Source organism: Halomonas sp. hl-4, assembly GCF_900215475.1.
Lineage (GTDB): Bacteria > Pseudomonadota > Gammaproteobacteria > Pseudomonadales > Halomonadaceae > Vreelandella.
Genome location: NZ_LT907845.1, coordinates 735,155 through 750,488, shown reverse-complemented (window position 1 = coordinate 750,488; position 15,334 = coordinate 735,155). Strand labels below are relative to the sequence as shown.

Genomic DNA, 15,334 nt, shown 5'->3' with positions numbered 1-15,334 from the left:
GTCGATATCGCCGGTCAGAGGCTGCCGAGAATTTCAACCTCCAACTATCACGACTGTCCTTGGAATATGTCACCAAAGGGAATCTTATGTTACTTGCTCTCATCGCCGTTGTCGTTGGCTTGATACTACTTATATGGAGTGCTGAAAAGTTTATTGACGGCGCAGCGGCGACCTCCCGCTGGCTGGGGCTATCGCCGCTATTGATCGGCATGCTGGTGATTGGCTTTGGCACTTCGGCCCCGGAAATGATGGTGTCGGTTCTTGCCGCCATGCAGGGCAACCCGGGGCTGGCGGTGGGTAACGCCTACGGGTCGAATATCGTCAATATTGGACTGGTGCTGGGTTTCGTGGCCTTGCTTGCCCCCTTGGCTGTTCACTCAAGCGTCATCCGAAAAGAAATGCCGTTGTTACTGGTGGTAATGCTGGTAACCGGCCTGATGTTGCTCGATGGGTGGGTGGCCCGTTGGGAGGCTGTCTGTCTATTGCTGACGCTGCTGGTATTTATCGTTGTCAGCATTGTGCGTTCGCGAGGCCAGCAGGACGATGCGCTTGTCTCTGAAGTGGCCGAAACCCTCGATAGCAAGCCGATGTCCCGTGGCACAGCCATGATGTGGACGCTGGTAGGCTTGGTGTTGTTGATCGCCAGCTCGCGGCTGCTGGTGTGGGGGGCCATCGAGATCGCCGTGCGTTTTGGTATCAGCGATCTGATTATTGGCTTGACCGTTGTGGCCATTGGTACGTCCCTGCCGGAATTGGCGTCGTCGATTACGGCGCTGCGCCGCAACGAACATGACATGGTGCTGGGGAATGTGGTGGGGTCGAACCTGTTTAACAGCCTCGCCGTGGTGGGGTTGGCGGGTGTTATCGCCCCGATTGAAACCGGGCAGGAAGTGCTTCAGCGTGACTGGAGCGTCATGCTGGTCATGACCGTGCTGATGATGATCTTTGCGTTTTCCTGGCGGGGTCGCCCACGGCGCATCAACCGCTTTGAAGGGGGTGGTTTACTAGCCCTGTTTATTGCCTACACTGGCTATATGGTGAGCTTGGTGGTGCTCGCGTAAGTCACTAAGTTTTTTAACAAACGCTTGCCTGATCGTTAAAAATTGATCTGCGTCAACGGGACACAGGTAAATACCCAAACTCATGCCGCGTACGGGCCTTCTAAGCTGTAAACTTAACGGGTTGGTAATCGATAAGCTTAGTAACTATAAGAATAAAGCGTGACCGATAGCGGCTCAACTAAGCTTGTTACACGCCCTCGCAAGAGGGGAGTTCATTCAGGCCTTAGGAGCGAATTATGGAGCTCGATCCGCTGTTACTCTCGCGAATACAGTTCGCGTTTGTCGTTTGCTTTCACGCCATCTTCCCCGTGTTTACGATCGGTCTAGCGTCTTATATCGCCGTACTGCACGGTCTGTTCTATAAAACGGACAACCAGGCTTGGGATCGCCTGGCGCTGTTCTGGACCAAGGTATTTGCCGTGGTGTTCGGCATGGGCGTGGTAACCGGCATTGTGATGTCGTTCCAGTTTGGTACTAACTGGAGCAACTTCTCCTATGCAACGTCTAATTTCCTGGGGCCGGTGCTGAGCTATGAAGTGGTGACGGCTTTCTTCCTGGAAGCGGCCTTTCTTGGTGTCTTGCTGTTTGGTCGAGGCAAGGTGCCTGAAGGGGTCCACCTGTTTGCCGCTATCATGGTGGCCGTGGGCACCTTCATCTCGTCGTTCTGGATTCTCTCCGCCAATAGCTGGATGCAGACGCCTGCCGGCTATGAAATGATCGACGGTCATTTCCATATCACTTCCTGGATGGCAGCAATCTTCAACCCCTCCTTCTGGTATCGCTTTGTCCATATGGGGATGGCGTCGTTCCTGACCGGTGGTTTTGTGGTGGCGGGAATCAGCGCCTGGTTCCTGCTGCGTAATCGCGACGTCGAGGCGAATAAAAAAGCGCTCTCGATGTGCCTGTGGCTGCTTTTGTTCCTGGCGCCTGCGCAGGCCGTCATCGGGGATTTCCACGGTCTGAATACGCTCGAGCATCAGCCGACCAAAGTGGCGGCCATGGAAGGTAACTGGGAAACCGGGTCCAACGTTCCGCTTCTGCTGTTCGCTCTTCCCGACCAGGAGGCGCAGACCAACCACTTCGAAATCGGCATCCCCAGCCTTGCAAGTATCGTGCTTACGCACAGTGCCGACGGTGAAGTTCCCGGCGTCAGCGAAGCGGCCCCTGACGAACAGCCTCCTGTGGCGCTGGTGTTCTGGTCATTCCGCGTGATGGTGGCGATCGGAATGTTGATGATCGGCGTGGCGATTGCGGGGCTGTTGTTACGCCGCAGGGGGCGCGTCTTCCAATCGCCGCTCTTCCTCAAGACGCTGGTGGGTATGATTGTGTCGCCTTTCCTTGCCGTGCTTGCCGGCTGGGTGGTTACCGAAGCGGGGCGCGCGCCCTGGTTGGTATACGGTGTTATGACCCATGCCCAGGGGCTGACACCTTCGCTCACTGGCGGAATGGCGCTGTTTACCCTGATTGGATACGTCGCGGTTTATACCGTCGTTTTCTGGGTAGGTATTTACTACCTGACCCGTGTGGTACGTAACGGCATGATCCCAGATACTGCGGAAGTAACCGGTGAAGTCGAGCGGGCAAAACGGCCTTTCTCAGCGGCCCATACGCCGTTCGATGGTGATTTTGAAGGAGCGAGCAAATGATCAGCCTTGACCTTGCAATAATCTGGGCCGGCATTATCGGCTTCGGCGTTATCATGTACGTGATCATGGACGGCTTCGATTTGGGGCTGGGGATACTGTTTCCCTTCGCGCCCGACGACGAATCCCGTGATGTGATGATGAACTCGGTCGCGCCGGTGTGGGACGGTAATGAAACCTGGCTGGTCCTTGGCGGTGCCGGGCTGCTGGGCGCCTTCCCTCTGGTGTATTCGGTGTTCCTGCCGGCGCTTTATATTGGGGTGTTTTTGATGCTGGCCGGGTTGATTTTCCGCGGCATCTCTTTCGAATTCCGTTTCAAATCCAAGAAAAACCGCCATTGGTGGAACATAGCATTCTGCGGCGGGTCGGCGGTTGCGGCCTTTGCCCAGGGGGCCGTTGTCGGCGCCTACATCCAGGGTTTTGCCGTTGAAGACTTTGTCTATGTGGGCGGCGCCCTCGACTGGCTAACGCCGTTTACCGTGCTGACCGGCCTGGGCCTGATGGCGGGCTATGCCCTGTTGGGGGCTACCTGGTTGATTCTCAAATCGGAAGGCTACATCCAGCAGTGGGCCTATCGCATCACACCCAAGCTATTGGTGGCGGTACTGGTCGTATTTGGCATCGTCAGTCTGTGGACGCCGCTGGTTAGCCCCGAAGTGCGCGATCGTTGGCTTAACCAGATTCATCTGATCTGGGTGTTCCCGATCCTTGCCATGGTGTGTGCTTATGTTCTCTACCGGGCCGTTAAACGTCAGGAAGAAGGCCTGCCGTTTGTCGCCTCGTTAGGCCTGTTCATCTTTACCTACCTGGGTCTGATCGCGAGCAAGTGGCCGGTCATTGTGCCGCCCAACTACACGATCTGGGACGCCTCCTCGGCACCCGAATCGCAGCTCTTCCTGCTTATCGGCGTGCTGTTCGTCATCCCCATCGTGCTGGCCTATACGGCATGGACGTACTGGGTATTTCGCGGCAAGGTGCGTGTAGGAGAGGGCTATCACTGAGCCCATGGCCTCAACATCTGAGCAAAACGGGTTAACGCCGCGCCGCTGGTTGCAGTCGCTTGCATCGTTGGAACGCAAGCGACTGAGGGGCGCGGCGTTCCTCGGTAGTCTGGCGGGGTTTCAGACCGTCTTGATAGTCACGGGCCTTGCGTGGTTGATCGATCAGTTGATGGTGCATGACCGCGCTCCCCGTGATTTATCATCAGTTTTCATTCTGTTGGCCGTCGCCGTTGTCGGAAGAGCGCTTTGCCAGTGGGCGTCGGAGCGCCTGAGCCTGGAGGCCAGCCTGCGGATAAGACGTCACGCGCGTTCGCAGCTACTGGACAAAGTCACGGCGCTGGGGCCTGTCTGGTTGACCACTCAGCAAAGCGGTGCCATTGCCGCCCAGGCCCTCGAGCATGTTGACGCCCTGGACGGCTATTTTGCGCGTTTCCATCCGCAAATGCGTATTACCGTATGGGTGCCGCTGGTCATCCTGGCGGTGGTGGTCTCGCTGGATTACCTGGCCGCCATTTTTCTACTGCTGGCGGCGCCGCTGATTCCCTTGTTCATGGCTCTGGTCGGCATGGGGGCTGAACGCATGAACCGTGATCAGTTCGCGGCGGTGGCACGGCTGTCGGCGCATTTCATCGACCGCGTACGCGGGATTACCACGCTCCAGCTTTTCGGTCATACGGCCGCCGCCCAGCAAGACGTTTGGCAGGCGGCTGATCACTATCGTCATTTGAGCATGCGCACGCTGAAGCTGGCCTTTCTGTCATCGGCAGTCCTCGAGTTTTTCTCGTCGGTGGCCATCGCTGTGGTGGCCATGTATGTGGGCTTTGGCCTGCTCGGTTACATCGAGTATGGCCCTGCGCCTTCGCTGACGCTGTTTTCCGGTTTGGCCGTGTTGCTGCTGGCGCCCGAGTTTTTCCAGCCGTTGCGAACGTTGTCCATGCACTATCACGACCGTGCCGCGGCGTTAGGCGCTGCAGAGAGTATCGTCAATACGCTCAATGAGCCGCCTGTCATGAGGACTGCTTCTCCGCCCGCTACTCAAGACGCGGAAGCGCTGGTGGAGCTTGAAGCGGTTGAAGTCAGCTATGCGGCCCGAGGTGTCGTTCTGGGCCCGTTGGATCTGACCGTACGGCACGGTGATGTGGTGGCGGTCAGCGGCGAGTCGGGTAGTGGAAAGTCAACGCTGCTGGCGCTGCTGGCAGGCTTTGTTGGCGCGAGCCAGGGCGCGTGTCGTCATGCGGCGACGAACCAAGTCGCCTGGCTGGATCAGCAGCCATGTCTTCTGCAGGGCAGTCTGGCCGATAACCTGCGCTTGGCGGACCCCGAAGCGACGCAAGAGGCCATGCAGTCGGCGTTAAGGCGTGCGGGATTCAGTGAAGTGCTGAATGCGCTTCCGCAAGGGCTCGACACTGTGCTTGGCGAACGTGGGGTGGGCTTGTCCGGTGGTCAGGCACAACGGCTTGCCCTGGCACGCGTTTACTTGAGCCGTGCGCCCTTGGTGCTGCTTGATGAGCCTACCGCCAGGCTCGATAGCGCCACGGAAAAAGCGGTCGTTGAGGCCTTGTTTGACTGGGCGAAAGAAGGGCGCACGCTGGTTGTCGCCACTCACCATCCTGCCGTCATAGCGGCGGCGAGTCGCCATCTTCGCGTGGACAACGGCCAGCTTCAGGAGGTGCCCGCTTGAGTGCAATTTATCGCCAGTTTTTACCCTGGCTGCGCTTGCTGACGCGACGGCGTCGCGCCCTGATGCTGGGCGCTTTGCTGGCTGGCGCCACCTTCCTGTCCGGTGTTGCACTGCTGGGGTTATCCGGGTGGTTTATCACCGCCAGTGCGTTAACCGGCATTGCCCTGGCGCTGGGGCTTTCCGTGTCGCTCGATGTCTACGTACCCGGGGGTGGCATACGCTTCTTTGCCTTGTCGCGTACCGTCTCGCGCTACGTTGAGCGGGTCTATAACCACAATAGCGTGCTAGCATTGCTGGCAGAATTGCGTTTTCACGTCTTTGGTCAATTGACCCGACTCGACGATCTGACCTTGGGCCGACAGCGGGCAAGTGACTGGCTGACGCGGCTTACCTCGGACATCGATACGTTAGACAACTTCTACCTACGCGTGCTCATACCGCCGCTGGTTGCCTTGCTCGGCAGCGTGATCATCGTTGCCTTTGTTGCTTTCTGGCTCCCTGGTGCGGCTCTTGTTATGGCCGCCGTGCTGGGTCTGCTCTGGCTGGTCACCACCTTGGGGCTGGCAGCCTGGGGGTGGCGCCAAAGCTATCGCCACGTCGAGAACCAGGAGGTGCTGCGCCACTTGGTTGTCGACCAGGTCCAGGGGAGCGCCGAATTGGCCAGCTATCGAAGTCATCATTGGCATCGGGCCATCGTGGACTCGCATGAGCATCGGGCGTTGCACAATCAGCGCCTGGTGGGTTCCAGGCTGGCGATGGGTAATGCGCTGGTGGCAGCGGTGACCAGTCTGGTTGCGTTAGCCGTGCTTTGGGTGGCTGGCGAGGTGTTTGTGCAAGACCTGGTGGCAGGCCCCATTGTGGTGATGGCGGTGCTGATGGCGTTGGGGGTGAATGAGGCGTTCAGCGTACTACCGAATGCGTTTGTGCGTTTGGGGGCAAGTTATGCCGCTGCCGAGCGCCTGAATAAGCTCGCCCAGTCTGACGCAGCGCCCATGGCGGCGACTGCCGGTAAGATGCTGTCTGATCGTGGTGTGTCGTTCGAGCAGGTATCGCTTCGCTACCCCGGCGCACTCGACCTGGCGCTGGATGATGTCAGTTTCCACCTTCCTGCGGGGCAGCGTGCCGTCATCACAGGGATGTCGGGGGCTGGCAAGTCCACGCTGGCATCGCTGCTCATGGGGCGTCTGGTTGCGACGAGTGGTGCTGTCCATGTGCTGGGCAAAGCACCGGCCGAACTATCGATGGCGTATCGTGCTGAACACATGGCAATGCTGACCCAGCAGGTGGATTTATTTGATGACTCCCTGGCTGAAAATTTACGCATTGCGGATCCGTCAGCCACTGACGAACGACTTTGGCAGGTGCTTGGCGATGTGGCCTTGGCAGACTGGGTAACGCAACTGCCCAAGGCGCTTGACACCCCAGTGGGCGAAAAGGGGCAGCAGCTGTCAGGAGGGCAGGCGCGACGGGTCGCTTTGGCGCGGCTGATGCTGCGTAACCCGGACGTGGTGATCCTTGATGAACCCTTTGCCAGCGTTGATGCGGCGACAGCTCAGTATGTCGCTACGAGTCTTGACCGCTGGCTAGCCACCAGAACGGTCATCTATTTTGTTCATCAAATCGACCAGCCTGACTTATTGCCCCGGATCGATTACCACTGGCACCTTGATGCAGGTAAGCTTAATGCGACGTCCACTGACGTAAGCTAATCAGCGGTTGGCTTATTTTCGTCGCATGTTTACCAAGGAGCCCAGTATGCACGACTTTTTGCGTCAACTTCCCAAAGTAGAGCTCCATCTACACATTGAAGGGTCGCTTGAACCCGAGTTGATGTTTGCCTTGGCCCAGCGCAACGGTATTGAGTTGCCCTATGCCAGCGTTCAGGAGGCAAAAAACGCCTACGACTTTGAGAATCTGCAGGCGTTTTTGAACCTTTATTATCAAGGCATGAATGTGCTTCGCACGGAAGCGGATTTTTATGACCTGGCCATGGACTATTTCCATCGAGCTCGCCGGGAGGGCGTTGTGCATATTGACATGCATTTTGATCCTCAGGCGCACCTGCAGCGGGGCGTGCCGTTGGAGGTGGTCATGGGCGGCCTGTTGAAAGCCAAGCAGGACGCTGAGCAGACCATGGATTTCTCGGTTGGCATGATCATGGCCCTTTTGCGCGATCGCCCCGCCGACGAGGCCTTGCATGTGCTCGAGCAGGCGGCGCCCTACTGGAAGTTGATTGATGCGATTGGCCTGGATAGTGCCGAGCGTGACCATCCGCCGGAAAAATTCACGTCGCTATTTGAGCGTGCCAAGGAAATCGGGCTGGCGCGTGTCGCCCATGCTGGCGAAGAAGGCCCGTCGGCCTACATTACCCAAGCCCTGGACCTCCTGGACGTCGAACGCATCGATCACGGCGTACGTTGTCTGGAAAGCAGTGATGTGGTGGCGCGTCTTCGTCGCGACCATGTCGTGTTGACGGTGTGTCCGCTATCCAATGTGTGCCTGAAGGTGGTAGATGACTTGCGCGACCATCCTTTACCCGCGTTGTTGGATGCAGGGCTTAACGTGACCATCAGCTCCGATGATCCGGCGTATTTCGGCGGTGGCATGCTGGCCAACCATATCGCATGTGCTGATGCCTTCGGATGGTCCGAAGAGGTGTTTGCAACGCTAACCCGAAACGCCATCAACGCGGCATTCGTATCCGAAAACCGTCGCTCGGATTTGTTGGCCCGGCTAGCGGCCTGAGAATTGCTCAGCGCGATCCGCGATTGAGTATCTTTGATGGTAAGCGCCGGACGGTCTTCCTGCACATCTGGCGCGTAACATTCTGCGCGTAAATTCTGTCTGTGCAGGTTGACTCTGTAAGAAAAAACCGTATTATACGCACCACGTTGAACGGCAACGCTTTTCGACGGCTCTTTAATAATTTGATCAGGTAATTCATGTGGGCGCTTGCCGATGAGGGTGATAAATCACCTATTATCAAGGCAAGCGACTCAAGCACTACGGCTTTTCGAAGCCGATACTGAATGAATTCGTTTGACCCTTGAGCCAAGTTTGGTTCGCTTCTGTCGCTTTTGGGTGGCAGGTAAGAACCGCAACGATCTTAAACTGAAGAGTTTGATCATGGCTCAGATTGAACGCTGGCGGCAGGCCTAACACATGCAAGTCGAGCGGTAACAGATCTAGCTTGCTAGATGCTGACGAGCGGCGGACGGGTGAGTAATGCATAGGAATCTACCCGGTAGTGGGGGATAACCTGGGGAAACCCAGGCTAATACCGCATACGTCCTACGGGAGAAAGGGGGCTTTGGCTCCCGCTATCGGATGAGCCTATGCCGGATTAGCTGGTTGGTGAGGTAACGGCTCACCAAGGCGACGATCCGTAGCTGGTCTGAGAGGATGATCAGCCACATCGGGACTGAGACACGGCCCGAACTCCTACGGGAGGCAGCAGTGGGGAATATTGGACAATGGGGGCAACCCTGATCCAGCCATGCCGCGTGTGTGAAGAAGGCCCTCGGGTTGTAAAGCACTTTCAGCGAGGAAGAACGCCTGGTGGTTAATACCCGCCAGGAAAGACATCACTCGCAGAAGAAGCACCGGCTAACTCCGTGCCAGCAGCCGCGGTAATACGGAGGGTGCAAGCGTTAATCGGAATTACTGGGCGTAAAGCGCGCGTAGGTGGCTTGATAAGCCGGTTGTGAAAGCCCCGGGCTCAACCTGGGAACGGCATCCGGAACTATCAGGCTAGAGTGCAGGAGAGGAAGGTAGAATTCCCGGTGTAGCGGTGAAATGCGTAGAGATCGGGAGGAATACCAGTGGCGAAGGCGGCCTTCTGGACTGACACTGACACTGAGGTGCGAAAGCGTGGGTAGCAAACAGGATTAGATACCCTGGTAGTCCACGCCGTAAACGATGTCGACCAGCCGTTGGGTGCCTAGCGCACTTTGTGGCGAAGTTAACGCGATAAGTCGACCGCCTGGGGAGTACGGCCGCAAGGTTAAAACTCAAATGAATTGACGGGGGCCCGCACAAGCGGTGGAGCATGTGGTTTAATTCGATGCAACGCGAAGAACCTTACCTACCCTTGACATCCTGCGAACTTGGTAGAGATACCTTGGTGCCTTCGGGAGCGCAGAGACAGGTGCTGCATGGCTGTCGTCAGCTCGTGTTGTGAAATGTTGGGTTAAGTCCCGTAACGAGCGCAACCCTTGTCCTTATTTGCCAGCGGGTAATGCCGGGAACTCTAAGGAGACTGCCGGTGACAAACCGGAGGAAGGTGGGGACGACGTCAAGTCATCATGGCCCTTACGGGTAGGGCTACACACGTGCTACAATGGCCGGTACAAAGGGCTGCGAGCTCGCGAGAGTCAGCGAATCCCTTAAAGCCGGTCTCAGTCCGGATCGGAGTCTGCAACTCGACTCCGTGAAGTCGGAATCGCTAGTAATCGTGAATCAGAATGTCACGGTGAATACGTTCCCGGGCCTTGTACACACCGCCCGTCACACCATGGGAGTGGACTGCACCAGAAGTGGTTAGCCTAACTTTGGAGGGCGATCACCACGGTGTGGTTCATGACTGGGGTGAAGTCGTAACAAGGTAGCCGTAGGGGAACCTGCGGCTGGATCACCTCCTTAAACGATGCATCATGCTCGCGGTAAGCGCTCACAATGAATTACCTGATCAAGTGATAGAGCAAACGGTAGTTAATTTAGCTGCTACAGGTTCCCAATATCTGTAATGGCTGAATAGCCGGGTCTGTAGCTCAGTTGGTTAGAGCGCACCCCTGATAAGGGTGAGGTCGGCAGTTCAAGTCTGCCCAGACCCACCAAATTTTATCCAGCACTGCGTTATTTTATGACTCGCATAGCAGGCTATGCGTCGCCATAAAATGCCTTGTTCTGAATAAAATTTCCCGGAAAAATTGTGTGTTAATGGGGCCATAGCTCAGCTGGGAGAGCGCCTGCCTTGCACGCAGGAGGTCAGCGGTTCGATCCCGCTTGGCTCCACCAATCAAGCTTGACGTTAGAAGCTTGAAGAAAAAGCCCAACTTGAACGACATCAAAACCGTCTTGACGAAGTTTTAAGCTAGGTGCTTGGGAGAAAGTTTTCTCTTCAAGCTTCCAGCTTAGGGCTTCTAGCTCTAACCGCTCTTTAACAATGTATATCATGCTGACAGGAACGTGTGTTGAACACGTTCCTACGTAATTGTTTTGTGATACGTCTCAAGCGTATCCGGCAATCGTTATCATTGCGAGATACCAGACTCCTTCGGGTTATAGGGTCAAGCAATGAAGCGCACACGGTGGATGCCTAGGCAGCCAGAGGCGATGAAAGACGTGGAAGCCTGCGATAAGGCTCGGCGAGGTGGCAAACAACCTGTGACCCGGGCATCTCTGAATGGGGAAACCCACCGATCACAAGATCGGTATCCTGTCCTGAATCTATAGGGCCAGGAGGCGAACCAGGGGAACTGAAACATCTAAGTACCCTGAGGAAAAGAAATCAACCGAGATTCCCCCAGTAGCGGCGAGCGAACGGGGACCAGCCCTTAAGCATGTGACTGATTAGGCGAATGCGTTGGGAAGCGCGGCCGTAGCGGGTGATAGCCCCGTAGTCGAAAGTCTGATCATGTGAAATCGAGTAGGTCGGGGCACGAGAAACCTTGACTGAAGACGGGGGGACCATCCTCCAAGGCTAAATACTCCTGGCTGACCGATAGTGAACCAGTACCGTGAGGGAAAGGCGAAAAGAACCCCGGAGAGGGGAGTGAAATAGATCCTGAAACCGTGTGCGTACAAGCAGTAGGAGCCCCATCACTAAGCTTCTTCGTGATGTGGAACACCATCAGCCCCCGCTTGACGGTTAACGTTGCTTGCAACGTTCAACCCACCCAAACAAGCAGAGGTGGCTTAGTGATGGGGTGACTGCGTACCTTTTGTATAATGGGTCAGCGACTTATATTCAGTGGCGAGGTTAACCGTATAGGGGAGCCGTAGGGAAACCGAGTCTTAACTGGGCGACGCAGTCGCTGGATATAGACCCGAAACCGAGCGATCTATCCATGAGCAGGGTGAAGATTGAGTAACATCAATTGGAGGCCCGAACCAGGATCTGTTGAAAAAGATTTGGATGACTTGTGGATCGGAGTGAAAGGCTAATCAAGCTCGGAGATAGCTGGTTCTCCTCGAAAGCTATTTAGGTAGCGCCTCACGTATCACCGCCGGGGGTAGAGCACTGTTTCGGCTAGGGGGTCATCCCGACTTACCAACCCGAGGCAAACTCCGAATACCGGTGAGTGCGAGCGTGGGAGACACACAGCGGGTGCTAACGTCCGTTGTGAAAAGGGAAACAACCCAGACCGTCAGCTAAGGTCCCGAAATCCTGGTTAAGTGGGAAACGATGTGGGAAGGCTCAGACAGCTAGGAGGTTGGCTTAGAAGCAGCCATCCTTTAAAGAAAGCGTAATAGCTCACTAGTCGAGTCGGCCTGCGCGGAAGATGTAACGGGGCTAAACCAGGTACCGAAGCTACGGGTGCGTTCTTAGGAATGCGCGGTAGAGGAGCGTCGTGTACGCCGATGAAGGTGGATTGAGAAGTCTGCTGGAGGTATCACGAGTGCGAATGCTGACATGAGTAACGATAAAGGGAGTGAAAAACTCCCTCGCCGGAAGACCAAGGGTTTCTGTTCGACGCTAATCGGAGCAGAGTGAGTCGGCCCCTAAGGCGAGGCCGAAAGGCGTAGTCGATGGGAAACGGGTCAATATTCCCGTACCGGACATGGTTGCGATGGGGGGACGAAGAAGGCTAGATGAGCCAGGCGTTGGTAGTCCTGGTGAAAGTCCGTAGGCTGAGGGTTTAGGTAAATCCGGACCCTTAAGGCCGAGAGACGAGACGAAGACACTAAGGTGTTGAAGTCATCGATGCCACGCTTCCAGGAAAAGCCTCTAAGCTTCAGATCATGTGCGACCGTACCCCAAACCGACACAGGTGGTCAGGGTGAGAATCCCAAGGCGCTTGAGAGAACTCGGGTGAAGGAACTAGGCAAAATGGTGCCGTAACTTCGGGAGAAGGCACGCCGGCGTATTGTGAGAGCCCTTGCGGCTTAAGCGAGAACCGGTCGAAGATACCAGGTGGCTGCAACTGTTTATTAAAAACACAGCACTCTGCTAACGCGCAAGCGGACGTATAGGGTGTGACGCCTGCCCGGTGCCGGAAGGTTAAATGATGGTGTTAGGATTCGTCCGAAGCTCTTGATTGAAGCCCCGGTAAACGGCGGCCGTAACTATAACGGTCCTAAGGTAGCGAAATTCCTTGTCGGGTAAGTTCCGACCTGCACGAATGGCGTAATGATGGCCACGCTGTCTCCACCCGAGACTCAGTGAAATTGAAATCGCCGTGAAGATGCGGTGTACCCGCGGCTAGACGGAAAGACCCCGTGAACCTTTACTATAGCTTCACACTGGACGCTGATGTTGCCTGTGTAGGATAGCTGGGAGGCTTTGAAACTCGGACGCCAGTTCGGGTGGAGCCAACCTTGAAATACCAGCCTGGCATCATTGGCGTTCTCACTCAGGTCCGTTATCCGGATCGAGGACAGTGTGTGGTGGGTAGTTTGACTGGGGCGGTCTCCTCCCAAAGCGTAACGGAGGAGCACGAAGGTACCCTCAGCACGGTCGGACATCGTGCAATGAGTGCAAGAGCATAAGGGTGCTTGACTGCGAGACAGACACGTCGAGCAGGTGCGAAAGCAGGTTCTAGTGATCCGGTGGTTCTGTATGGAAGGGCCATCGCTCAACGGATAAAAGGTACTCCGGGGATAACAGGCTGATACCGCCCAAGAGTTCACATCGACGGCGGTGTTTGGCACCTCGATGTCGGCTCATCACATCCTGGGGCTGAAGTCGGTCCCAAGGGTATGGCTGTTCGCCATTTAAAGTGGTACGCGAGCTGGGTTTAGAACGTCGTGAGACAGTTCGGTCCCTATCTGCCGTGGGCGTTGGATGTTTGAGAAGGGCTGCTCCTAGTACGAGAGGACCGGAGTGGACGCACCTCTGGTGTTCCGGTTGTCACGCCAGTGGCATTGCCGGGTAGCTATGTGCGGACGGGATAACCGCTGAAAGCATCTAAGCGGGAAGCCCCCTTCAAGATGAGACATCCCTGAGGCCTAGAGCCTCCTGAAGGGCCCAGCGAGACCAGCTGGTTGATAGGCACGGTGTGGAAGCGCTGCAAGGTGTTGAGCTAACGTGTACTAATGGCCCGTGAGGCTTGACCCTATAACACCCAAGGGGTCTGGTCGTGATGATAATGATGAAACCGGATACGCGCACTGAGCCAAGTGTTTAAGGCACAGGGCTTGGTAAGAGAGACGCCACAAAACACAGCATGATAGACATTTAAAGTTACGCCTGACGACCATAGCAAGCGTGAACCACCTGATCCCATGCCGAACTCAGCAGTGAAACCGCTTCGCGCCGATGGTAGTGTGGGGTCTCCCCATGCGAGAGTAGGTCATTGTCAGGCACTTATACCAAAGCCCCAGCTTCTAACGAAGCTGGGGCTTTTTATTGCGCGAAAGAAAAAGAAATATGCGTAAAAGCCGCCCATTGAGGGGCTTCGAATATGGCGATTAACTGTCCCTGCGGTGCTGGCACTGCCCGCCTGCCCAGGTTTCATAAATGGCGCGGTCATCCGCAAGCATCATTAACGCAAAGAGTCGCTCGCCGAGTGTAGTGGAGTGCTTGATGCGTCTGGAAAGCAGCGACGTTGCCTGTGGATCAATGACCACAAAGTCTGCCTCATAGGAAGGCGCAAGCTGGCCAATATGACTGTCGAGAGAGAGTGCTTTGGCATTACCATGGGTGAGGCCATAAAAGCCTTGCCAAGCGGTAAGAGGCTGCCCTCGAAGTTGGCCAACCTGGTAAGCACTTTTTAGCGTTCCAAACCCAGATAAATCAGTTCCAGCCCCAATATCGGTGGCGTAGGTAAACGCCATGCCAGTCTCTTTAGCGGCCTCTCGATCAAAAAGTCCGCTGCCAAGAAAAAGGTTAGAGCTCGGACAGAAGGCGATATTTGCGCCGCGCTCTGCTAACCGCCTTCGCATACCGTTATCAAGGTGAATGCCATGAGCAAAGGTACTACGAGGGCCAACTAACCCTGCCTTTTCATACACGGACAAATAGTCTTGGCTTCCCGGAAACAGTTCCGCTACCCAGTCCAACTCACCACTATTTTCGGCCAAGTGGGTTTGTAGCCAGAGCGTGGGGTCGTTACGCAGAAGTGCGCCAGCGGCATCCATTTGTGCCTTCGTGGACGTGGGCGCAAAGCGTGGCGTGACGCTGTAGCCTAGTCGCCCCTTGCCGTGCCAATCCTCAATGAGTCGTTCGCTGTCAGCAATGCCTGACGCTCCATCCAGTAATGCATCTGGCGCGTTACGATCCATAAGCACTTTGCCTGCGATCATACGCAGATCTCGTTTTTGACAGGCGGTAAAGAACGCATCTACGGAGCCTGGGTGACTAGATCCGAAGACCTGGGCTGTTGTGGTGCCAGCGCGCAGCATTTCGTCTATGAAGGCATTTGATAAAGCCTCCGCATGGGCGTGATTTGCAAAACGACACTCTTCTGGAAAAGTGTAGTCGTTTAGCCAGTCAAGTAGCTGACGCCCATAGGAGGCCACAATGTCCAGTTGAACATAGTGGACGTGGGTATCGATAAACCCTGGCATGATGAGCTTGTCGCGGTAGTCCAATATTGAAATATTTTCCGGTAGCGACGGTGCTACTTCATAAAAGTGGCCAACGGCGTGTATGTGTTGCCCTTTTAACCAGAGTAACCCATCGGCGTAGTGTTCCAGGCTGCCGGGGCACGGCGTATTTCCTTCGCCAGGATCGTGTGCAAAGCTAATTAATTCAGCACGAATAAACGTATCGGTAGAGGAAGTCAT

7 protein-coding genes, 2 tRNA genes and 3 rRNA genes are annotated in these 15,334 nt (G+C 55.8%); 11 read left to right on the top strand and 1 reads right to left on the bottom strand.

Annotation, left to right across the window (positions count from 1 at the left end):
* The first annotated feature begins 86 nt into the window (after positions 1-86).
* From CPH17_RS03710 to rrf, 11 genes are all read left to right on the top strand, one after another.
* Positions 87-1,061 (top strand): calcium/sodium antiporter, encoded by a 975-nt coding sequence (locus CPH17_RS03710; RefSeq protein WP_074396259.1) that lies wholly within the window; start codon positions 87-89, stop codon positions 1,059-1,061.
* Positions 1,062-1,297: 236 nt separating this feature from the next.
* Positions 1,298-2,707 carry a cytochrome ubiquinol oxidase subunit I gene (locus CPH17_RS03705; protein ID WP_074396260.1) on the top strand — a complete coding sequence of 470 codons (1,410 nt, stop codon included), beginning with the start codon at positions 1,298-1,300 and terminating at the stop codon, positions 2,705-2,707.
* A complete protein-coding gene (gene cydB, locus CPH17_RS03700; protein WP_074396261.1) occupies positions 2,704-3,705 on the top strand; it encodes a cytochrome d ubiquinol oxidase subunit II in 1,002 nt (333 codons plus the stop codon). The genes CPH17_RS03705 and cydB overlap by 4 nt, the downstream gene beginning before the upstream one ends.
* A 4-nt stretch (positions 3,706-3,709) precedes the next feature.
* On the top strand, positions 3,710-5,386 hold the full coding sequence (cydD, locus tag CPH17_RS03695) for a thiol reductant ABC exporter subunit CydD (RefSeq protein WP_074396262.1): 1,677 nt from the start codon (positions 3,710-3,712) through the stop codon (positions 5,384-5,386).
* Positions 5,383-7,095: a thiol reductant ABC exporter subunit CydC gene (gene cydC, locus CPH17_RS03690; RefSeq protein ID WP_096298299.1), complete on the top strand. Its 1,713-nt coding sequence runs from the start codon at positions 5,383-5,385 to the stop codon at positions 7,093-7,095. Before cydD ends, cydC begins: the two co-directional genes overlap by 4 nt.
* 46 nt (positions 7,096-7,141) lie before the next feature.
* Positions 7,142-8,131 (top strand): adenosine deaminase, encoded by a 990-nt coding sequence (locus CPH17_RS03685; protein ID WP_096298297.1) that lies wholly within the window; start codon positions 7,142-7,144, stop codon positions 8,129-8,131.
* Positions 8,132-8,494: 363 nt separating this feature from the next.
* Positions 8,495-10,027 (top strand): 16S ribosomal RNA (locus CPH17_RS03680).
* Positions 10,028-10,144: 117 nt separating this feature from the next.
* A tRNA-Ile gene (locus CPH17_RS03675) sits at positions 10,145-10,221 on the top strand.
* A 105-nt stretch (positions 10,222-10,326) separates the two neighbouring features.
* Positions 10,327-10,402, top strand: a tRNA-Ala gene (locus CPH17_RS03670).
* A 270-nt stretch (positions 10,403-10,672) separates the two neighbouring features.
* Positions 10,673-13,664, top strand: a 23S ribosomal RNA gene (locus tag CPH17_RS03660).
* Between the two features lie 131 nt (positions 13,665-13,795).
* Positions 13,796-13,911, top strand: a 5S ribosomal RNA gene (rrf, locus tag CPH17_RS03655).
* Together the 16S, 23S and 5S rRNA genes with 2 tRNA genes alongside form the textbook arrangement of a ribosomal RNA operon.
* Before the next feature lie 106 nt (positions 13,912-14,017).
* Here the strand turns inward: rrf and guaD are convergent.
* On the bottom strand, positions 14,018-15,334 hold the full coding sequence (guaD, locus tag CPH17_RS03650; protein WP_096298293.1) for a guanine deaminase: 1,317 nt from the start codon (positions 15,332-15,334) through the stop codon (positions 14,018-14,020).